Annotated in this window: 19 protein-coding genes; 10 read left to right on the forward strand and 9 right to left on the reverse strand. The window is 62.4% G+C overall.

The window, feature by feature from the left end; translation table 11 throughout:
* Nucleotides 1-58: 58 nt before the first annotated feature.
* From oxyR to AB5Y50_RS19830, 3 genes are all read right to left on the reverse strand, one after another.
* Nucleotides 59-955 (reverse strand): DNA-binding transcriptional regulator OxyR, encoded by an 897-nt coding sequence (oxyR, locus tag AB5Y50_RS19820; RefSeq protein ID WP_010673817.1) that lies wholly within the window; start codon nucleotides 953-955, stop codon nucleotides 59-61.
* Nucleotides 956-1,084: 129 nt separating this feature from the next.
* Nucleotides 1,085-1,729, reverse strand: a complete 645-nt coding sequence (locus tag AB5Y50_RS19825) for a DsbA family protein (protein ID WP_180911454.1) — start codon at nucleotides 1,727-1,729, stop codon at nucleotides 1,085-1,087.
* Between the two features lie 74 nt (nucleotides 1,730-1,803).
* The gene (locus AB5Y50_RS19830; protein WP_180911453.1) at nucleotides 1,804-2,661 is read right to left on the reverse strand and encodes a Vmh family MBL fold metallo-hydrolase; all 858 of its coding nucleotides are present in this window, start codon (nucleotides 2,659-2,661) and stop codon (nucleotides 1,804-1,806) included.
* A gap of 120 nt (nucleotides 2,662-2,781) precedes the next feature.
* On the opposite strand from AB5Y50_RS19830, the gene AB5Y50_RS19835 reads away from it, so the two are divergent.
* Nucleotides 2,782-3,696, forward strand: a complete 915-nt coding sequence (locus AB5Y50_RS19835; RefSeq protein ID WP_029314115.1) for a LysR family transcriptional regulator — start codon at nucleotides 2,782-2,784, stop codon at nucleotides 3,694-3,696.
* 61 nt (nucleotides 3,697-3,757) lie between these two features.
* Here the strand turns inward: AB5Y50_RS19835 and AB5Y50_RS19840 are convergent, their stop codons facing one another.
* Together AB5Y50_RS19840 and AB5Y50_RS19845 are read right to left on the reverse strand one after the other, a co-directional pair.
* Nucleotides 3,758-4,540: a BPSS1780 family membrane protein gene (locus AB5Y50_RS19840; RefSeq protein WP_045525644.1), complete on the reverse strand. Its 783-nt coding sequence runs from the start codon at nucleotides 4,538-4,540 to the stop codon at nucleotides 3,758-3,760.
* A gap of 198 nt (nucleotides 4,541-4,738) precedes the next feature.
* Nucleotides 4,739-4,900 carry a hypothetical protein gene (locus AB5Y50_RS19845; RefSeq protein WP_180911452.1) on the reverse strand — a complete coding sequence of 54 codons (162 nt, stop codon included), beginning with the start codon at nucleotides 4,898-4,900 and terminating at the stop codon, nucleotides 4,739-4,741.
* 137 nt (nucleotides 4,901-5,037) lie between these two features.
* Here AB5Y50_RS19845 and AB5Y50_RS19850 point away from each other — a divergent pair, with 137 nt between their 5' ends.
* Entirely contained in the window at nucleotides 5,038-5,865 is an 828-nt protein-coding gene (locus AB5Y50_RS19850) for a peptidoglycan DD-metalloendopeptidase family protein (protein WP_368163228.1), read from the forward strand.
* An 87-nt stretch (nucleotides 5,866-5,952) separates the two neighbouring features.
* Here AB5Y50_RS19850 and AB5Y50_RS19855 read toward each other — a convergent pair whose 3' ends face one another.
* The gene (locus AB5Y50_RS19855) at nucleotides 5,953-7,287 is read right to left on the reverse strand and encodes an MATE family efflux transporter (RefSeq protein ID WP_180911451.1); all 1,335 of its coding nucleotides are present in this window, start codon (nucleotides 7,285-7,287) and stop codon (nucleotides 5,953-5,955) included.
* Nucleotides 7,288-7,440: 153 nt separating this feature from the next.
* Between AB5Y50_RS19855 and mscM the strand changes: the two genes are divergently transcribed.
* The 7 genes from mscM (at nucleotide 7,441) to frdD (ending at nucleotide 17,368) form a co-directional block, all read left to right on the forward strand.
* Nucleotides 7,441-10,716, forward strand: a complete 3,276-nt coding sequence (gene mscM, locus AB5Y50_RS19860) for a miniconductance mechanosensitive channel MscM (protein ID WP_045525588.1) — start codon at nucleotides 7,441-7,443, stop codon at nucleotides 10,714-10,716.
* 29 nt (nucleotides 10,717-10,745) lie between these two features.
* A complete protein-coding gene (locus AB5Y50_RS19865) occupies nucleotides 10,746-11,423 on the forward strand; it encodes a glycerophosphodiester phosphodiesterase (RefSeq protein WP_043156366.1) in 678 nt (225 codons plus the stop codon).
* A gap of 156 nt (nucleotides 11,424-11,579) precedes the next feature.
* Nucleotides 11,580-13,457, forward strand: a complete 1,878-nt coding sequence (locus AB5Y50_RS19870) for a methyl-accepting chemotaxis protein (protein ID WP_180911450.1) — start codon at nucleotides 11,580-11,582, stop codon at nucleotides 13,455-13,457.
* Between the two features lie 515 nt (nucleotides 13,458-13,972).
* Nucleotides 13,973-15,757, forward strand: a complete 1,785-nt coding sequence (frdA, locus tag AB5Y50_RS19875) for a fumarate reductase (quinol) flavoprotein subunit (protein ID WP_010673806.1) — start codon at nucleotides 13,973-13,975, stop codon at nucleotides 15,755-15,757.
* Nucleotides 15,750-16,484, forward strand: coding sequence for a succinate dehydrogenase/fumarate reductase iron-sulfur subunit (locus AB5Y50_RS19880; RefSeq protein ID WP_042065016.1), 735 nt, complete (start codon nucleotides 15,750-15,752; stop codon nucleotides 16,482-16,484). The genes frdA and AB5Y50_RS19880 overlap by 8 nt, the downstream gene beginning before the upstream one ends.
* Before the next feature lie 16 nt (nucleotides 16,485-16,500).
* Nucleotides 16,501-16,899 carry a hypothetical protein gene (locus AB5Y50_RS19885; protein WP_010673804.1) on the forward strand — a complete coding sequence of 133 codons (399 nt, stop codon included), beginning with the start codon at nucleotides 16,501-16,503 and terminating at the stop codon, nucleotides 16,897-16,899.
* Nucleotides 16,900-17,011: 112 nt separating this feature from the next.
* Nucleotides 17,012-17,368: a fumarate reductase subunit FrdD gene (gene frdD, locus AB5Y50_RS19890; protein WP_010673803.1), complete on the forward strand. Its 357-nt coding sequence runs from the start codon at nucleotides 17,012-17,014 to the stop codon at nucleotides 17,366-17,368.
* Nucleotides 17,369-17,477: 109 nt separating this feature from the next.
* Here frdD and AB5Y50_RS19895 read toward each other — a convergent pair whose 3' ends face one another.
* Nucleotides 17,478-18,176: a hydrolase gene (locus AB5Y50_RS19895; RefSeq protein ID WP_180911449.1), complete on the reverse strand. Its 699-nt coding sequence runs from the start codon at nucleotides 18,174-18,176 to the stop codon at nucleotides 17,478-17,480.
* 93 nt (nucleotides 18,177-18,269) lie between these two features.
* Here AB5Y50_RS19895 and AB5Y50_RS19900 point away from each other — a divergent pair, with 93 nt between their 5' ends.
* Nucleotides 18,270-18,911: a TetR/AcrR family transcriptional regulator gene (locus AB5Y50_RS19900; protein WP_180911448.1), complete on the forward strand. Its 642-nt coding sequence runs from the start codon at nucleotides 18,270-18,272 to the stop codon at nucleotides 18,909-18,911.
* A gap of 10 nt (nucleotides 18,912-18,921) precedes the next feature.
* Here the strand turns inward: AB5Y50_RS19900 and AB5Y50_RS19905 are convergent, their stop codons facing one another.
* Nucleotides 18,922-20,142, reverse strand: coding sequence for a winged helix-turn-helix domain-containing protein (locus tag AB5Y50_RS19905; RefSeq protein WP_180911447.1), 1,221 nt, complete (start codon nucleotides 20,140-20,142; stop codon nucleotides 18,922-18,924).
* 74 nt (nucleotides 20,143-20,216) lie between these two features.
* Nucleotides 20,217-20,858 carry a class I SAM-dependent methyltransferase gene (locus AB5Y50_RS19910; protein WP_180911446.1) on the reverse strand — a complete coding sequence of 214 codons (642 nt, stop codon included), beginning with the start codon at nucleotides 20,856-20,858 and terminating at the stop codon, nucleotides 20,217-20,219.
* Nucleotides 20,859-21,016 lie beyond the last annotated feature (158 nt).

The following is a 21,016-nucleotide window of genomic DNA, read 5'->3' on the forward strand; positions in this document are numbered from 1 at the left end:
AACAACAAAACCGGCGCACAGGCGCCGGTTTTTGTTTCGGGATGACGAGCGGGCTGCGTCAGCCCAGCAGGGCTTTCATCAGACTCGAGATGCGGGCCGCCAGCTCATTGAAGCAGGGGCGGCGCACCGAGTAGTGACGATAGAGCAGGGAGATGGTGCGCCCCGGCACGGGGTTGATCACCGGGCGATAGCTGACGCCCCCCTCCTCCGGGTTGGCGGGCACGGCGAGCCTGGGCACCAGCGTCATGCCGCTGCCAGCAGCGACCATGTTGCGCAAGGTCTCCAGACTGGTGCCCTTGAAGCGCTGATCCTCACCGATGCCCGCGGCAAAACAGAAACCCATCGCCTGATCCCGCAGGCAGTGACCGTCGGCCAGCATCAGCAATTTCTTGCCCTTAAGATTGTGCAGGGGCACCGCCTTGGCGCTCGCCTCCGGGTGATGCTGGGGCACGGCCAGCCACATGGGCTCCTGATAGAGGGGGATGGCGCCAAACCCCTCCATCCCTTCCAGCTCCGCCAGCACGAGGCAATCCAGCTCCCCCTCCTCCAGTCGCTTGAGCAGCACCTGGGTCTGATCTTCGTAGAGGTAGAACTCCAGCTTGGGGAAGTGTTCACGCAGATCCTGGATGATGTGGGGCAGCAGGTAGGGGCCCACGGTGGGAATGAAACCGATGTGGATCTCGCCGGACATGGGCTCGGCGAAGTGCTGGCCTATGCTCTTGAGCTCTCGCGCCTCTTTGAGCACCTTGCGCGCCTGACGGGCCATGGCATCGCCGGCCGGGGTAAACAACACCTTGCGGGAGGTGCGCTCGATGAGGATCACCCCCAGTTCATCTTCCAGCTTGCGCAGCTGGCCACTCAGGGTCGGCTGGCTGACAAAGCAGCGCTCCGCGGCCTTGCGAAAGTGTTTCTCCTCTTCCAGCGCTACCAGATATTCGAGATCGCGAAGGTTCATAGGTACTGCATCCTGCCGTTCAATGAGGCCGATAGCATGCACAAGAACGGTGCGGGGGACAAGGGAGGCGCGCAGACGGGTCTGCCCTCTCCCTCTCCTTTGACAAGCCACAGGCGATGGGCGAGAAACTCACCCCATCAGGGAGGCAATGTGATCCGCGAACGCCGATGGCTCTCCCAGATAGGAGGAGACAGGCAGCGCAACGACGCGCTCCCCTTGCATCAATCCCAGGGTCGGGAACCCCTGCCCGCCGAGCCGGCGCAGCCACGCCTGGCTTGTGGCCAGATGGCCCACAAGATCGACCCGACCAAAGGCCAGGGCGAATGCCTCCGGTGTCAGCCCCTGCTCCCGCGCGAGCGTTGCCAGCCGTGTCGGGGAACCGACCCATTCCCCATCCCGGTAGTGGGTCTCCTGGATGCGGTGCAACAAGGCAAGGCCGTCGCCGCCAAGCTCGCTCACCGCCAGCACTGCGCGAATGGGCGGCTCGGAGTCGAGGAGCAGTGACTCGTTGAGCAGGAGCTCGTTGAAGTAGCGCTCACCAAAGCGCTGTCCGGTGAGGGCATGGATGCGCTCGTCATGGGGGCGCACATAGTCCCGCAGGGGCTGTCCCATGGCCTGGCGCCTGGCGCCCATCCAGAGGCCCCCCCCATGCAGTTCGATGCGAAGGCCCGGGATCTCGGCAGCGGCTTTCAGCAGGGGGGCGGCGCCATAGCACCAACCACAGAGGGGGTCATAGACATAATGGAGGGTTGTTTGCGCTTCGTTCATCATCATTCTCGCTTCAATGCTGGATAAAAAACCGGGCCCTCGGGCCCGGAAAAAAACACAGGGATGTAGGCGTCAGGGAGTTACCACTTCATCTCGCCGGTATTGACCTTGGCACCGATGGCCAGGCCATCATCGACCGGCAGGGAGGGGTAAGCCTTCTTCAGCGCTTCAATCAGCTGGCCGGAGTGCTTGGTCTTGGCCAGCTCCTGCTCAAAGCGCTGCACGTAGTCACGGGTGAAGGCCACGGCTTCGGTACCCTTGGGCGCAGTCCCCAGGAAGTGACCCGGCACCACACGCTCGGGTTTCAGCGCCAGCAGATTGTTCAGCGCCTTGACCCAGTTGCTGCGAGCGGCCTTGGACTGGCTGTCCGCCATCCAGACATGCACGCCGCTGTAGACCGGCACACCGCCAAAGGCCGTCTTGATGGAAGGGGCCCAGAGGTAGGCATTCGGGGTGTTCATCTCTTTGATTTCAATCTTCTCGCCATCCAGCGTCAGGTGGCTGGCCGTCATCACTTGCGGCACGCTCAGGCTCTTGGGTGCATCCTTGCCCAGGATCGGGCCCCAGTAGCTCAGCTTGGCATCCTTGGTCTGCTTGATATGGTCGACCACATGCTGGTCGGCCAGCACTTTGACATCCGGGAACGCCGCCATGACGGGTTCCAGACCGAAGTAGAAGTCGGGGTCACCGGCACTGATATAGACAGTGGTCAGCTTCTTGCCGCTCTTCTTGATCATGTCCACCAGCGCCTGACCATGTTGCACATCGAACTGGGCATCGATCAGGATGGCCTCTTTGTCACCGGTTACCAGTGAGGAGGAGACGGGGAAGATGGCCTTCTCGCCGGGGTTGTAGACGGTCACGGTCAGGGGGGCCGCCAGGGCGGAACCCGTCATCAGGAGGCTGGTCAGGGTCAGGGTACGCAGTGTGTTGTTCATCAGATAACGCTCATCGGTGTGGATTAATGGAATGAGCGCAGTTTATTGCATCACCATCGATACAAATACCGCATAATGGGCGCATCACTGTTGCACAAATCGAGCATATAGGGGCACAAGATGGATAGGCTGACCGCATTGCGGGTCTTCGTCTGCGTGGTGGAACAGGGCAGCCTGAGCGGCGCCGGGGAGAAACTGGAGATGTCCCGCGCCATGGTGTCGCGCTACCTGGCCGAGCTGGAACGCTGGATGGGGGCCAGATTGCTGCACCGCACCACCCGCCGGCTGAGCCTGACCGGGCCGGGAGAAGAGGCGCTGAACCGGGCCAGAGCCATGCTGGCCCTGGGGGAAGAGATGGAACACCTGGCCATCCGCCATGACGAGGCCCCCAAGGGGCAACTGCGCATCACCTGCAGCTACTCTCTCTCCGAAGCCCTGCTGGTCGGGGCGGCGAACGACTACCTGGCCCGTTACCCCGGCACGGCGATCGACATCCTGCTGCTGGACCGGACAGTCAATCTGGTGGAGGAGCGAATCGATCTCGCCCTGCGCATCACCAACGACCTCGATCCCAACCTGGTGGCCCGCAGGCTCGGCACCTGCCACTCGGTGGTGTGCGCCAGCCCCGCCTACCTGGCCCGCCATGCTCCGCCGCAGCAGGTGCAGGATCTGGCACTGCACAACTGCCTCACCTACACCTATTTCGGCAAGAGCCTGTGGGAGTTTCTGGGGCCCGATGGCCCCGAATCCGTCCCGGTGAGCGGCAACCTCAGCGCCAACATCTCCAACCTGCTGCTGGCCGCCACCCTGGACGGGGCGGGGATCAGCCTGCAACCCGCCTACTCGGTTCACCCCCATCTGGCAAGCGGCGCCCTGGTCCCCCTGCTCACCCCGTGGCAGCCCAAGCGCCTCGGCGTCTATGCCGTTTATGGCACCCGCAAACAGATGTCCCCCCTGCTACGCAGCTTCCTCGACTTTCTCGTGGAGCGGATGGCGGACGATCCCCTGTGGCAGGAAGCCCCTCCCTCACTCTGATCCCTGCGAGCCGCACAAAAAAGGGGCCTCGCGGCCCCTCTTTGCTCCATCCTGTGCCCGGTCAGGCTTCGAAACCGAATGCCTTGACCGGGGTCTCTCCCTCCTCGGCCTCCTGATCCTCCAGATAGATGTCGTGATAGGCGGCATAGATTGAGTAGTTGATGGCAGGCAGCACCACCAGCAGGCCCACCAGCATCAGGAGTGCGCCAAAGAAGATCAGCACGGCCCCGAGCAGCCCCCACCAGAGGAAGGGCCACATGTTGCGCAGACATCCCTTGAAGCTGAGCCGGGCTGCCTGCCAGACCCCGACCTGATGGAAGAGGATAAGGGCGGGGGCGAAGGTGATGGCCATCAGCACGGGAACGAACAGTGCCAATCCCACCAGGGCACAGACGAGGAAGCCCTGTGCCTGCTCCGGGGTCAGCGCCAGGGAGCCCGGATCCGCGGACAACAGGCCGGTGAGTCCCCACTGGTGCAGCAGGAATACGCAGATCATCAGGATCCCCATGATGAGGCCGAGCACCATCAGGCCCCCCAGCATCAAGGGGGTCAACCGATGGCGGAAACCGGCAAAGAAGTCGCCAAATTGCAGCGCCTCGCCATGGTGACCCCGCCGCGCCACCGCCACCCAGCCAGCCCCCCACACCATGTAGAGCAACTGGGAGATCAAGCCCCCCGCCGGCAGCTGATCCAGCACGATGCCCACCACAAACCAGAGCACTATCATGGCCACGCTGGCACCCATCCCCTTGTTGAAGATGTCGAATCCGGTGCGGATCCAGATCCAGCCCTGTCCTATGCCATGGCGTTTGGGTTCGTGGCGCAGGGCCCTGTCACTGTTCATCATTGACCTCGTCGAAAAATAGGGGCGAAGCGGCGTCTCCTCAGGGCACGCTCACCGTGACCATGATGGTGCCGGTGTAGGGGCCGGTGCGTACTACCTGGCCCGGCAGCCGGGTCGGGGAGAGCCTCATCTTGCAGTCGGTGACCTGGGTCGCCGCCGAGTAGGGTACCGCGATGGCGGTATCGAATGGAATAGGGGTCAGGGCCCCTGTCCGGCCATGCCCACCCCGACCCCGACCAGGCTGGTGGTGATGAAACGGTTGTCGCTCGCGAGCGCCCCCAAGATGCGGTAGCGCAGCGGCCCCCTGCTCAGGCTGGCAAGGTCGAAGGGAAAGCGGATCCCCGCAACCAGAGCATTCACCTCGCTGCAATGGCGTGTCCGTTGCGTCCTTCTGGGCCGCAGCCGATGAGTTTATCGGCCACGGTTGACGGACAGCACCGCCAGAATGTGGCATCATCTCCCCCCTCTTGCTTTCCCCCTGATCCGATGGAGCCATCATGCGCCGCCTCTTCTTTCTTCTCCTGCTGCTCGGCAGCCCTGCGCTTCACGCCGAACCGGGGTTTATCAGCCGCCTGCTCAACCACCCGGTGCCGGGGGGCGTGGCCGTGGTACCACTGGGAAGCGGGGCCAAGGCGCCCGCAGTGCGCTATCAGGACAAGCCTGTGCTGGTGGTACAGGAAGACGGGAAGACGTGGATTGCCATCGTCGGCATCCCGCTCAAGAGCGCGCCCGGCCCCCATCAGGTAACCACCAGCGATGGCCGCACCTTGAGTTTCACAGTCGGCACCAAGCACTACCGTGAGCAGCACATCAAGCTCAAGAACAGCCGCCAGGTCAATCCGCTGGCCGAAGACATGACCCGCATCAACCGGGAGCTTGCCGAACAGACCCGCGCCTACCAGACCTTCAGCCCGGCTCAGCCGAGCAACCTGCTGTTTGACAAGCCGGTCCAGGGCCCGCTCTCCAGTCCCTTCGGGCTGCGCCGCTTCTTCAACGGCGAGGAGCGCAACCCCCACTCCGGCCTCGACTTCGCGGTCGGAGCCGGCACTCCCATCAAGGCACCAGCCGCTGGCAAGGTCATCCTCATCGGCAACTACTTCTTCAACGGCAATACGGTGTTCGTCGACCACGGCCAGGGCCTCATCAGCATGTTCTGTCACATGTCGAAGGTGGACGTGAAACTGGGCCAGAGCCTGCCCCGCAGCGGCATCGTCGGCCGGGTCGGCGCCACCGGCCGCGCCACCGGTCCCCACATGCACTGGAACGTCAGCCTCAACGACGCCCGCGTCGACCCCGCCATCTTTATCGGCGCCTTCAAGCCCTGAGGCCGGCGACCTGCCGCCCACAGGCAGGGGCACTCAAAATGAAAAAGGCAGCCGAGGCTGCCTTTTTCATGGACGCATGACCACATCTCAGGCAGCGCTGTGCTGGCGCCCCTCCCTGTTCATCGCCCGCCACATCACCAGGACCAGCAGAGTGCTGCAAGTGGGCAGCGCCAGCCAGACACCGGCCACTCCCCACAGGGAGGAGAAGCCCCACAGGAAACCGCCGATCAGCACCAGCTTGCCGCCGGTGAGCAGGGAAGCGATGCGGGCCCGGTTGATGGCCTGGAAATAGGTGGCCCCCACCAGCAGCAAGCCTTCCATCGGCAGCCCCCAGAAGTAGAGCCAGATCCCGAGGGTCGCCACCGGCAACAGGGCCGCGTTGTCCCCCGCAAACAGATAGACCACCCCCTCGGGCCAGACATAGAGCGGTATCATGCCGCACAGCGCCACCCCCAGGGTCACCCCCAGCGCCAGGTTGCGCACCCGCAGCACCCGTGCCCAGTTGCCCGCCCCGGCATTGAAGCTGGCGATGGGCTGGATGCCCATGGCGATCCCCTCGAAGATGAGATAGAAGAAGGCCTCGCTGTAGCTGATGACGCCGTAGGCGGCCACGTGCAGGGAGCTGCCAACCGACAACAGCGCCTTGTTGTGCAGCGCCAGCACCACCGAGAGGTAGAGGTACATCAGAAAACTCGACACCCCGAGTCGCAGCGTCTCCCCCATCAGCCGCCAGTCGGGCACCAGGGTATCCCAGCGAATGCGCAACTGGCTGCGGGGGGTGAAGAAGTGCCACAGGCACAGGCCCCCGGTGACCGCCTGGGAGAGCATGGTCGCGATGGCGGCCCCCGCCAGCCCCCAGGGGATCACCGCCATCAGCAGGTAGTCGAGCAGCACGTTGAGCACGCCGCCCCCCACCAGGATCCAGGTGGTGAGGCCGGGTCGCCCGTCGTTGCGCAGCAGGGCGGTAAAGGCCATGGAGAGCACCGCGAACACCCCGAGCCAGGCGTACCACTTCAGATAGGCAAAGCCTGCGTCGAAGATGACCCCCTGCGCCCCCATCCAGACAAGCATGGCCTTGCCGTAACGAATGCCAATGAAGGCGAGCAGCGCGGAGGCGATGAGCACCATCACCAGGGCATTGCCGACGATGTGGCGCGCCCTGGCCTGCTCCCCCTTGCCCAGATAGAAGGAGGCCAGCGACGAGGATCCCATGCCGATCAGGGCACCCACCGCGTAGAGCACGGCGCAGATGGGGTACGCCAGCATCATGCCGGCCAGCCCGTCCTGGCCCAGGATATGGCCGACGAAGATGCCGTCTATGGTGACATAGATGCCGGTGACCAGCATGGCGGCCACCGTGGGGGTGACGTAACGCAAGAAGAGGCGGGAAAGGGGGGCCGTGCCCAGATCGACGGAGGACATAAATTGCTCAATGAAGGGGAACGGCCAGAATAATAGCCAAACAAGACCCGGATCACCCGTTATTTGTGCCGTGGATCATTCATCTTGAGGGCTTTACCCGCCCCGGCCCCTGCTTTAGGCTAGGGCGACTTCTCCTGAACGGAAACGTGCGCCATGTTGCAACGCCTGCTCTGTCTGATGCTCTGTCTCAGCCTGTTCCCCTTCTCCGCTGTCCAGGCTGATGATGCCATCACTCAGGTAGAGGAGCTGCTGCAAAGCATCCCCAAGACGGATACCCCGGAAAACCAGCAACTGCGGGAGAGCTACCAGCAGGCGCTGCAATATGCCCGGGATGCCCAGCGCTACCGGGAACAGGGCAAGGCCTACCAGCAGATCCTCATCGACTACCCCAAGGAGTCCGCCCGTCTCAAGGAGGGGCTGCACAACTATCAGCCCCAGTCTCGCCCGTCCCTCTCCTCCCTCAAGGAGGATGCCCTGCGCCAGGCCATCAGCCTGAGCAGCAACCGCCAGCTCAACCTGCGCAAGGAGCGTCAGGCGGTGACCGACAGCCTCAACCAGCTTGAGAGCACGGGCCAGGAGTATCACCTGCGGGTCGACGAGTTGCGCAAGCAGTTGCTCCAGACCCGCTCCCTGCTCGATCGCCTGAGCTTCAGCAACGAGTCGGACAGGTTGCAGGAGGCCCAGCAACTGGCCACCCGACTCAAAGAGCAGAGCCTCTCCGACCGGATCCAGATGCTGGAGCTGGAGCAGCTCTCCGCCCAGCAGCGCAACGATCTGGGCAAGCTCAAGCTGCAGGAGCTCAACCTCGCCATCACCGACGAGGATGAGTGGCAGACCAGTCTGCTTGCCCAGCAGAACCAGCTGCGCCGGGACAAGACCGAGCAGGCCCTGGCCGAGAGCGAACGCCTGCGCCGCCAGCTCACCTCTGACCTCCCCCTCTTGCAGGAGCAACAGCAGCAAAACCAGGCCCTCTCCCTGCAACTGGGGGCCCTCGAGGACCAGATTGAACGGGTGCAGGACGAGCAACGGGGGGTGGACACCTCCCTCTCCGGGCTCAACGAGCTGGTCAATTCGGTGCGCGAACAGCTGGAGTGGTTGCAGATAAGCAACGCCTACGGCGAGAACCTGCGCAGCAAGCTGGCCGATCTGCCCGCCTACTTCCCGCTGGAGCGGCTGGAGTCCGCCATCGTCAAGGCGCGCATGGCCAAATACCAGTACGAGACCGAGCAGGATGCCCTGAAGGATCCGGTACAACTGCGCAACAGCCTGCTCAGTGGAGACGGCATCACCCTGGACAGGGCCCAGCGCGCCGTGCTGGACAACCTGCTCAAGGCGAGACGGCAACTGCTGACCCGGCTCAACGATGCCTCCGACACCCTCATTCAGGAGCAGACCCGCCTCAAGCTGCTCTACAGCCGCCAGAACAGCAAGATCGACGAGATCCGCGAACTCAGTGCCAGCCATCTGTTCTGGATGCCGGACGTGCGCCCCCTGAGCCCGGCGGTGCTGCTCGGCGTCCCGGCCGCCCTCGGCCTTGCCTTCAACCCGGCCAACTGGCTGCAACTGCCCAGGGCCATCGCCGAGAACAACCCCCTGAGCCTGACCCTGGCTGGCCTCGGGCTGCTGGGGCTGGCCTGGTGCTGGCTGAAACTGGCCCGCCACCTCATTCAATACAGCCAGTACATTGCCCCGCGCATCGGCAAGGTAACCCAGGACAAGTTCAGCCTCACCAGCCGGTTGCTGGTGCGCTCCGTGCTCGCCGCCCTGCCGCTACCCGCCATGGTGCTCATGGTGCATGGCCTGCTGGACGGCGCCTGGCAATATCCCTTCGCGGTGGCGGTGGCCCGGGGCCTGGGTGAAATCTGGTTCCTGCTGCTGGCCCTGCTGGTGGCGCGCCACCTCACCCTGGAGAAGGGGATCCTCATCCTCCACTTCCGCTGGCAAAAGGAGCGGGTGCAGCGAGTATGGGGACAATTTCGTACCCTGCTGCTGGTGCTGATCCCGAGCTTCTTCGTACAGGGCATGGCGAGCAGCTATCAGGAGCACGCCTTCTACGACTCCCTGGGGCGCCTCGCCTTCATCATCGGGGCCCTCTGGCTGCTGCTCTTCTTTGCCCGCCTCAACCGGGAAAAACTGCCCCTCACCTGGGGTCAGGCAGACATGACCAAGCCCCATCTGCTGCACCACTTCATCTGGAACAGCCTGATGCTGGCCCCGCTGCTGGCGGTGCTGGGCGCCCTGTTCGGCTACTTCTATACCTCCCGCACCCTGCTGCGCCAGCTGGAGCTGAGCCTGCTGGCGGGGCTCGGCTGCCTGCTCGTCTACTATCTGGCTCACCGCTGGATGCTGATCCAGCGCCGCCGACTCGCCTTCGATCGCGCCAAGCAGAAGCGGGCCGAGATCCTGGCGCAGCGGGAGCGGGAAGAGGACGATCTCAGCTCCGAGATCCCCGATGTGGTGGAGGAGCCCGAACTGGATCTGGATACCATCAGCGCCCAGTCCCTCGGCCTGGTGCGCACCCTGCTGATGCTGGGCTTCACCATGCTGGTGGTGGTGCAATGGTCGGATCTCAACTCGGCATTCAGCTTCCTCAGCAGCATCGAGGTGTGGCAGGTAAGCAGCAAGGTGGCCGGCATCGAGCAGCTCTCCGCCATCACCCTGCAGGATCTGATGCTGACTGTCTTCGCCTTCATCCTGACGGTGGTCACCGCCCGCAACCTGCCCGGGTTGATGGAGCTCACCCTGCTCCAGCACCTGAGCCTCTCCCCCGGCACCGGCTTCGCCCTCACCACGGTGAGCAAGTACCTGGTGCTGCTGATTGGCGCCCTCACCGGCTTCTCCATGCTCGGCATCGACTGGTCCAAGACCCAGTGGCTGGTGGCGGCACTCTCCGTGGGGCTGGGCTTCGGCTTGCAGGAGATCTTCGCCAACTTCGTCTCCGGCCTCATCATCCTGTTCGAAAAACCGATCCGCCTGGGTGACACCGTCACCATCCGGGATCTCACCGGCACCGTCACCAAGATCAAGACGCGCGCCACCACCATAGTGGACTGGGACAGGAAGGAGATCATCGTCCCCAACAAGGCCTTCATCACCGAGCAGTTCATCAACTGGTCCCTGTCCGATGCCATCACCCGGGTCCGCTTGCGCATTCGCATCGGCCTGACCCAGAATCCCAAGCAGGTACAGCAACTGCTGGAGCAGAGCGTGCGCGAATCCACCCTGGTGCTGGATACGCCCGCCCCGGAGGTGTTCCTCATCGAGTTCACCGACTCGGCCCTCATCTACGAGATCCGGCTCTACGTCAACAACATGGATCACCGGATGCCCATTACACACGAGGTGCATTCCCTGATCCTGGAGAAACTCGGCCAGGTCGGCATGCATCTGCCACATCAGCAGATCGACATCCGGATGAGCCGGGGATGAAGCCCCCAAAGACGACAACAGGAGCCATCATGCAGATCATTGCCCATCGCGGTGCCAGCGGCCTGGCCCCGGAGAATACCCTCAAGGCGATGAGCCTGGCGCTGGATCTGGGTGCCAAAGCCATCGAACTGGACGTGCAGTGGGCCGACGGAGAGCTCTGGGTCTTCCACGACCGGCGGCTGGAGCGCTGCACCAACGGCCAGGGTGTGCTGACCGGGCAATCCCGGGAGTACCTGGCGAGCCTGGATGCGGGGGACGGGGAGCGGATCCCGACCCTGTGGCAGGTGATGGCACTGGTGGCGGGGCGCTGCGAACTGCACATCGAGCTAAAGGGCGCCCACACCGCCGAGCCGGTGGCCGCCCTGACCAGGCGGGCCGAGGCCGAGCTTGGCTTTACCCAGGCGCACTGGATCGTTTCCTCCTTTCATCATCCCGAGCTGTTACGCTTCAAGGGACTGCGACCGGAAATCAGGATCGGCGCCCTGACCGCCAGCCTGCCCCTCGACGGCGCCGCCTTCGCCGAGACGCTGGGGGCCTGGTCACTGAACTGCGACGTGGATTTCGTCGACGAGACCCTGGTGGCGGATGCCCATCGCCGGGGGCTCAAGATCCTGGTCTATACAGTCGACGAAGTGAGTGATGGGAGCGCCCTCGCCAGCATGGGTGTCGATGGCATCTTCACCAACCGGCCAGATCGATTCAGCTGAGTATCGGCGCGGCCTGGCAGGCCACAAGGAGGTGAAAAGAATTGAAAAAATGCGGTGCACCGGGATACATAAAGTCCATAGCCAGCCGATACAGAGTTGGCTCATAACAATAACAAACACCATGGATCTCTGACTGACGCTCACAAGGATGTAAACATGAACCTATCCATCAAGAACAAGCTGGTCCTCTCCATCGGGGCCATCATTCTGGTCATCACCGGCCTGCAGGTCTGGTACAACACCTCCCAGTTGCGCAGTGAAACACAGCGGCTGATCTGGAGCTTCATCGACGACAGCTCGGTCGCCAACGTCAAGGGGATCTCCCGCTGGCTCGACGCCCGCATCAATCTCGTCACCGCCACCAAGGAAGCCTTCGCCAAGGAAGACGAGCCCCTCAGCCACCTGGCCCAGTCCATGAATGCGGGCAACTTCGATCTCGTCTACGTGGGCACCAAGGATGGCCGGATGATCCAGAGCAAGCCGACCGATCTGCCGGCTGGCTATGATCCGCGCCAGCGCCCCTGGTACAAGGACGCCATGGCCGCCGGCAAGCTCGCCATCACGGCCCCCTATGCCGACATCACCACCGGCCAGCTCATCATCACCATCGCCGAGCCCTTCAGTCGCGGCAACACCGACGGCGTCATCGCCGGTGACGTCTCCATCGACGGCCTGGTGAAAGACGTGCTCGCCATGAACTCGGAAGGCACCTATGCCATTCTGGTGGACAGCAACGGCACCATCATCGCCCACCCGGACAAGGATCTGACCCTCAAACCCACCACCGCCATCTCCCCGGAACTGACGGCAGCCAAGGTCAACGAGCTGGCCCATGACAACACCATCTCCGAGATGGATATCAGCGGCAAGGCGAGCGTATTCGACCTCACCGAGATCCCCAACACCAACTGGTATTTCGGCATCGTGGTGGACGAAGCGGTCGCCTACCAGTCCGTCTCCCGCATGGTCACCTCCGCCCTCATTCAGGGATTGCTGACCATCCTCATCGTGGCGGGCTTCTCCTATGTCGCCATCAACGGCTCCCTGGCGCCGCTGAAAACCCTGGGCGAGGCAATTGCCGATCTCTCCCGCGGCAACGGCGATCTCACCCGTCGCATCAAGATCGAGCGTGAAGATGAGGTCGGTACCGTCGCCAAGCACGTCAACACCTTCATCGAGCGCATCCACGTCATGGTGCAGGACATCTCCAACTCCTCCACCCAGCTCAACCAGCAGGCCAGGTCTTCCCACGACATGGCGGAGAAATCCAACCAGGGGCTGGCCCGCCAGCAAAACGAGATCTCCCAGATTGCGACCGCAGTGCACGAGATGTCCGCCACCGCCGTCGAAGTAGCCAGCAACGCCGAGCAGACCGCGGAAGCGGCCCGCAGCTCCTCCAGCAGTTGCGAGCACGGCAAGCAGGTGATTGCCCGCAACCAGCGCTCCATCACGGATCTCGCCACCCAGGTCAAGCAGGCCTCCGGCATCATTCAGGAACTGGAGAAGAACGCCCAGGAGATCAACACCATCCTCTCCACCATCCAGGGCATCGCCGAGCAGACCAACCTGTTGGCGCTCAACGCCGCCATCGAGGCCGCCCGGGCTGGCGAGCAGGGACGCGGCTTTGCCGTGGTGGCCGACGAGGTGCGGGTGCTTTCCCAGCGCACCCATAGCTCCACCGTCGAGATCCGCAGCATGATCGAGACCCTGCAGCGCAACACCCAGGGCGCCGTCAGTACCATGCACGAGGGTCAGCTGCTGGCCCAGAACAGCGTGGAAGATGCCAACGATGCGACCCAGGCCCTGGAGCAGATCACCACCTCCATCAACCAGATCTCCGACATGGCGACCCAGATCTCCAGCGCCGCCGAGGAACAGCGTGCCGTCACCGACGAGGTGAGCCGCAACATCCAGGCGGTCAAGGATGTCTCGGACGAGCTGGCAGTGGATGCGGACAGCTCCCGCAATCTGTCGGCCCAGCTTAAAAATATTTCAGGTGAATTGAATAATCAGGTCGGCATGTTCCGTATCTGATCGACCATGGGAAGAAAGGGGCCGTTCAGGCCCCTTTTTTTATAAACCCTTTTTGTTTCAACGGTTATAATCCCCTTTCGAGACCCTCAACCCTGTGATCGACATCTCCTTTTGCCCATGTGTGGGAGACGGGCCCAGTCTGTCATGGCTATATTCGCATTACTTTTTTGATGCCTAACCTCGATATGTCATCGTGATAATAGTTATCATTAAACTGTTTTGATAAAAAACTTAAAAACTTTATGGGTAATACCCAAAAAGAGAGGCATTTCTCATTTTTTTGAAAGAAAACTACGTATAATCTTGGAGTTAAAATCACCAGAGTAGCGAGTACGGCTGATCCAGATCACTGATGGATGGCGATAATGACGGCATTTTCATCCAAGGAATGGGGTGGTTGTAATAAAAATCACCGTTGCCAAGCACTAAAACAAAGCAGTTTGACTTGCATCAAGCCTGAATTTTTTTCATAGAGCAAAATCGTGCCCAGCAAATCTATCCCTAAGGAGGCAGATGTGGATATTATCAAGACCGATGTTGCCATCATCGGTGCCGGTGGCGGTGGCCTGCGTGCCGCAATCGCCATTGCAGAAGCCCACCCGGAGCTGGAAATCGCCCTGATTTCCAAGGTCTATCCGATGCGCAGCCACACAGTGGCCGCCGAAGGTGGCGCCGCAGGCGTCGTCCGTGATGACGACTCCCTGGAAAACCACTTCAACGACACCGTCTCCGGTGGTGACTGGTTGTGTGAGCAGGACGTAGTCGAGTACTTCGTCAACAACGCCACCAACGAGATGATCCAGCTGGAGCACTGGGGTTGCCCCTGGAGCCGCAAACCGGACGGCAAGGCCAACGTGCGCCGTTTCGGCGGGATGAAGATCCCCCGCACCTGGTTCGCCGCCGACAAGTCCGGCTTCCACATCCTGCACACCCTGTTCCAGACCTCCATCAAGTACCCGACCATCAAGCGCTTCGACGAGCACTTCTGTCTGGATCTCATCGTGGAAGATGGCCGTGTCCAGGGTGTCGTCACCTTTGACATCCAGAACGGCATCACCCGCTTCATCCAGGCCAAGTCCGTGGTGCTGGCCACCGGCGGCGCAGGTCGTGTCTATCGCTACAACACCAACGGTGGCATCGTCACCGGGGACGGCATGGCCCTGGCCTACCGCCACGGCGTACCGCTGCGGGACATGGAGTTCGTCCAGTATCACCCGACCGGTCTGCCGGGCACCGGCATCCTGATGACCGAAGGTTGTCGTGGTGAGGGTGGCATCCTGCTCAACAAGGATGGCTATCGCTACCTGCAAGATTACGGTCTGGGCCCGGAAACCCCGGTCGGCCAGCCAAAGAACAAGCACATGGAGCTGGGTCCGCGCGACCGTCTCTCCCAGGCCTTCTGGCAGGAGCAGCAAAAAGGCCGCGTGATCCAGGGCCCCATGGGCGACGTGGTTCACCTCGACCTGCGCCACCTTGGCGAGAAGTACCTGAAAGAGCGTCTGCCCTTCATCTGCGAACTGGCCAAGGCCTATGTGGGTGTGGATCCGGTGAAAGAGCCGATTCCAGTACGTCCGACCGCCCACTACACCATGGGTGGCATCGAAACCGACGGCAAGTGCGCCACTCGTCTGGCCGGTCTCTATGCCGCTGGCGAATGTGCCTCCGTCGGTCTGCACGGCGCCAACCGTCTGGGTTCCAACTCCCTGTCCGAGATCGTGGTCTTCGGCAAGGTGGCCGGTGAGCAGGCAGCCGAGTTTGCCGCCACCCAGCAACACGGCAACACCCAGGCGCTGGTCGCCAAGGCCGAGGCGCTCATCAAGCAGCACCTCTCCCTGCTCGACATTGACGGCACCGAAAACCCGGCGGATATCCGCAACGAACTGGGCATGTCCATGGAAGCCGGTGTCGGTATCTACCGTACCGAAGAGCTGATGCAGGGCACCATCGACAAGATCAACGAGCTGAAAGCCCGTTACAAGAAGATCAAGATCAACGACAAGTCCTCGGTCTTCAACACCGACCTGCTGTACGCCATCGAGCTGGGCTACATGCTGGACGTGGCGGAAGCCATGGCGCACTCCGCCATCAACCGCAAAGAGTCCCGCGGTTCCCACCAGCGTCTGGACGGTTACGAGGAGCGCGATGACGTCAACTTCCTCAAGCACACTCTCTCCTTCTACAACGGCGAAGGGGCCCCGACCATCGACTATTCCGATGTGAAGATCACTAAATCCCAACCGGCCAAGCGCGTGTACGGTTCCGAGGGTGAGAAACAAGACGAGGCTAAGAAGAATGGCTGAGATGATCGAAATTGAAATCCTGCGCTACCGTCCCGAGCAGGATAACGAGCCCTGGATGCAGACCTTCCAGGTGCCCTACCTCAAAGAGATGTCCCTGCTGGATGCGCTGCAATACATCAAGGATCATCTGGACTCCACCTTGAGCTTCCGCTGGTCCTGCCGGATGGCGATCTGCGGCTCCTGCGGCATGATGGTCAACGGCATTCCGAAACTCGGTTGCAAGACCTTCCTGCGGGATTACCTGCCGGGCAAGATGACTATCGAACCGCTCAACAACTTCCCCATCGAGCGCGATCTGGTGGTCGACATGTCCGACTTCATCGAGAAGCTGGAGAGCATCAAGCCCTACATCATCCCGTCCGAGCCGCGCAGCCTGTGCGATGGCGAGTACACCCAGACCCCGGCTGACATGGCGAAGTATCACCAGTTCTCCATGTGCATCAACTGCGGTCTGTGCTACGCGGCCTGCCCGCAATATGGCATCAACAAGAAGTTCACCGGTCCGGCAGCACTGGCGCTGGCCTATCGCTACAACGCCGACAACCGCGATAGCGCATCCAGGGAGCGGATGAAGATCATCAGCCAGGACGAGGGCGTCTGGGGCTGTACCTTCGTGGGCTACTGCTCCGAAGTGTGCCCGAAGGGCGTGGATCCGGCCGCCGCCATCCAGCTTGGCAAGGTCGAGAGCGCCAAGGACTACATGATCGCCATGTTCAAGCCGGATTGAGACCAGGAGTGAGACCATGAACAACACTGAGAGCAAACGTAAGCCTTACGTGCGCGAGATGAAAAAAGACTGGTGGCTGAAGAATGCCTTCTACACCGGTTACATGATCCGCGAAGGCACCAGCATCTTCGTCTCCATCTACGCCGTCGTGCTGATGTGGGGTCTGCTGCGCCTGGTACAGGGTCAGGAGGCATTCAACGGCTGGCTGGAATCCCTGCAAAGCCCCATTGCCATCCTGTTCCACGTCATCGCCCTGGCAGCCTGCCTGTTCCACGCCAAGACCTGGTTCGCACTGGCACCGAAAGCCATGCGCATCTTCCGTGGCGAAGACCTGGTGCCGGAGAAGCCGATCGTCATCGCCCAGTATGTGGCGCTGGCGGCGGTATCCCTGCTTGTCCTGATCATCGTGGCCTGAGGAGAAAACCATAAGACGTTCTGACGAACCCGGTTATTGGTGTCTGTTTGGTACCGGGCTCTCACTCAGAAACGTTGGCCACGATCACTCAATCATGATTTGAGGAAAAAATATGAGACGTTCTGACGAGCCAATTTACTGGGGTCTGTTTGGTGCGGGTGGCATGGTGGTTGCCATGCTGCTGCCGGTCATTGTCCTCATCACAGGTCTGCTGGTGCCCATGGGCATCATGGACGTGGAGACCATGAGCTACGAGCGCGTGCTGGCATTCGCCAGCTCCTGGTGGGGTGCCTGCATCCTGCTGGTGATCATCGCCCTGCCCGTCTGGCACGGCATGCACCGCATTTACCACGGCCTGCATGATCTGGGGATCCACACCACCAAGCTGCACCACTATGTGTTCTATGGCTTCGCCTTCCTGGTGTCCGCCATCACCGTCGGTCTGCTGATGGTACTGGTGCTCCAGTAAGCACATCCTGACTGCATGACAAACCGGGCCCAGTGCCCGGTTTTTTTATGACCATCTTCCGCGGCTCATCTCCATCCGGCAGCGGGCCTGCGCACTCGTTCGGCATCCGTCACCAGAGCCTCGGTGCCGGCTCACGACCGTTTTCCGCGTAGTAGAGCGACGGCAGAAACTGCGCCAGATAGCTGAATTCGCTGTAGCAGTGGCGCATCAGGTTGAAGCCTATCTCGTCCGGCACCTCGTCAAACGGGTTGGCGCAGGCCTTGCCCAGCAGGAAGCGGCTGCGCAGCACACAGCCGTATGGGGTATCGCGCGCCAGGTGCAACATCTCGCCATCCAGCGGCGCCCCGTTGTCATCCAGAGCTACCTCGTCGCCAAAGCCGATACGGGCGCAGATGGCGGCAGAGAGAGCTTGCGTCTCCCGCGCCTCGTGTAGCGATTGCGGGGCGAACACCTCTTCGGCACCGTGGAACTTGAGGCGAGCTGCCACCGGCGGCAGCTCGGCAAGCCACTCCACCGCCTCTATGCTGGCTCCCACGAAGCGCTCCCCTTTTTTCCAGTGATGATCCCAGCCCCGGTGCTCGACGTGGTCGTGGGGGTGCCACCACCTGATGTGCTGGGTCGTCTCGAAGAAGGTGAACCACCAATCCAGCATGCGCCCCTTGCAGCCGTGCAGATCGGTGCGGATGGCGACCGTCAGCAGGCCGTCGATGCTGCGGGTCAGACCCATTTCCAGGCGAAGGGGTTGCGGGCTGAGCAACTCGTTGATGTCATTGACGCCCCAAGGGGCAAACAGGGCAGAAGGATGCATGATATGACTCCCATAAATTTAGGAAACTAAGTTCGTTTCTTAAATTACGCTATGCCTGTATGCTGGGTCTGTCAATGCTTTCCAGGAGCCCATATGTCGCACCAGAACGATGAAGAAACACGCTCACGAGGCCGTCCGGTCACCCCTGAAGCCGACCTTCGCGCCGCCCTCGCCGAGGCGACGCTGACCTTGTTGCTCAAGGGGGGCTACGGCGCTGCGACCGTGGATGCGGTGGCCAAAGAGGCGGGGGTTGCCAAGAAGACCCTCTACCGCTTCGCCGCCAATCGCGACGAGCTGGTGGCGCAGGCGGTGCGCAGCTGGACCGATGCCTTCCAGCCGGCCTTCGAGCAGGATGCCGCTCATCCAGGCGCGCTGGGGGAGATGCTGGAGCTGGGCTTGCAGGCCATAGCGGGACAGGTGCTGAGCGCACCGGCGGTGGGCATGTTCCGGCTGCTGCAGCATGAGTTCGCGGGGCGCGATGCCCTGCTGGCGGCCTATCAGGAGAACGGCATTGCCCGCGGCAGAGCGACGCTGGCGGCGTGGCTACAGCGCCAGCAGCAACTGGGCTGGCTGCGCGAGCTGGACACCGCCCAGACCAGCGACCTGCTGCTGGCGATGACCATGGCGGAGCCGCTGCGCCAGATGGCGCTCGGCTTGCTGGCGCCGGGCAGCGACATCCGCGCGCGCATCGCCGCGGCCGTTGCGCTGGTGCTGCCCGGCTTGATGCGAGGGTAGGCGTCCTTCCTCAGCGTGCCACCTCCTGCCATTGAGCCAACAAGGGAGCAGGAACGTTGCCATAACGCAGCAACGGGGTCTGGTGCCACTCCGCCAGCTTCTGGATGGCCTTGCCCAGATCCTGGGCCAGGGTCCGGGTCACCCTGACCCCGTCTTCCAGATAGAGGCTCTTGACCTCAAACACCCCCTCCTTGCGATGGGCCTTGGCGTCCATCCTGCCCACCAGCTTGCCGCGATGCAGCAACGGCAGCACGAAATAACCGTACTGGCGCTTGGGGGCCGGGGTATAGCACTCGATGCGATAGTCAAAGCCAAACAACTCGCTGGCCCGCTTGCGATCCCACACCAGCGGGTCAAAGGGCGAGAGCACGGCAGTGTGGCTCGCCTTGAGGGTGCCCGCCTGGGCCCAGACCAGCTCATCGGCCAGGGAGGCGTGAACGAAGGCTCCGTGCTGCCACCCCTCCACTCGTACCGGCAACAGCTCCCCCTCGTCCGCCAGCTGGTGGAGCAGGGCGTCGTATTTCCCCCGTTTAAGGCGATAGTAATCCGCCACCCAACCGGTCTTGACCAGCCCCAGCGCCCGGCAACTGGCTCGCACCATGTCCCGCCGGGCGAGATCAGGACTCGGCAGATCCCGCTCGTCATTCCACTCCGGCATGACCCGCTCGGCGAGATCGTAGACCCGCTGGAAATTGCGCCGTTCGCGCACCATCAGCTGGCCTGCGGTAAACAGCACCTCCAGGTGGCGCTTTTCGGGCTTCCAGTCCCACCAGCCGTTGCCCTTGTCCCCCTTGCGCTCGAAGTCTGCCGCCCGCACCGGGCCATCCTGGCGTATGCGCTCGACTATCTGCGCTATCTCGCCGCCGTGGGTCTTGAGCCACTGGGCGGAGAACTTCCAGCCCATGGCGGCGGGATCCAGCATGCGATGGCGCAGCAGCCGGTAATCTTCCCGGGGGACGAAACAGGCCTCATGAGCCCAGTATTCGAAGAGGTCACCATCGGCCAGCAGTTGTTCCAGCCAGCGCGGATCGTAGTGGCCGAGACGGCTGAACAGCACCAGATAGGGGCTGCGGGCCACCACGGAGATGGTGTCTATCTGCAGCAACGCCATGCGGCGAATGCAGGCGAGCAGGTCGGCGGGGGTTGCTCTGGCGCGGCGCGGGGTCAGCAGCCCCTGGGCCGCCAGTTGCAGGTGGCGGGCGTCTTGCAATGAGAGGTGGGGGATCGACATGGAGATAGGGGCATCCGTTCCTGGGTATCAGGCCACCAGCATGCCCAACTCATGGCCAAATGAAAACGCCCGGCTCAGGGTTTGGTGAACAGCGCCACATCCGCATAAGGAAACTCGACCTCAGCCTGCCAGCGGACCGCCAGGGCACGGAACGAGGCCTCTGCGAAGAAGACGATGTGAGTGGGATCGTGGCGATAGCGCCAGGTCTTGAAGCGCTCGTCCCCCAGCACCCGCTGGGTCTGCAACACCAGCACCCCGCCGGGCTTGAGACAGCCCCAGAGCGTGTCCAGCACGGCACGGGGGGTGGCGATGTGCTCTATCACCTCGGTGCTGGTGATGAAGTCGTATTGCCTTGTCAGGCACTCTGGGTCGTCGGCATAGAACTTGTCGTAGCCCGCCATCTCGAAGCCCGCCTCCCGCCCCATGGCGATGAGGGCGGGCCCGGGGCCGCAGCCAAAATCGAGACCGCTGGCAGGAAGCGACACCCGGGCCAGCACCTCGCCAAAGGCACGCATCAGAAAGGCCCGGTAGCGGGGATCGTCCACCCGGTTGTCGTGCCCGTCATAGACCGCCTTCTCGGCCCCCTCGTCCAGGTGATCCGCCTCGTCCATCCAGACCAGCTCGCACGCCAGGCAGCGGTAATAGCCCTTGCCCGCCACCGGCAGAGCATGGTGCCGAGGGGAGAGACACAGGGGACAGTGAACAGGGGATGACATGGCAGCTCCTCGGGTGGCGACAGCGGGGCAGATTGCCTGCCACGCCCGCTGCTGGCAACTGTTTTGTCTGGTGCCCCCATCGCCCCCCGTTCACCCCCCGTCAGTTTTTTTCGTCTTTTTTTGCGCCTTAAGGGTTTCTTAAGTTTGCCCTTTTACTC

The organism is Aeromonas sp. s6 (assembly GCF_040907815.1).
GTDB classification, from domain to species: domain Bacteria; phylum Pseudomonadota; class Gammaproteobacteria; order Enterobacterales; family Aeromonadaceae; genus Aeromonas; species Aeromonas caviae.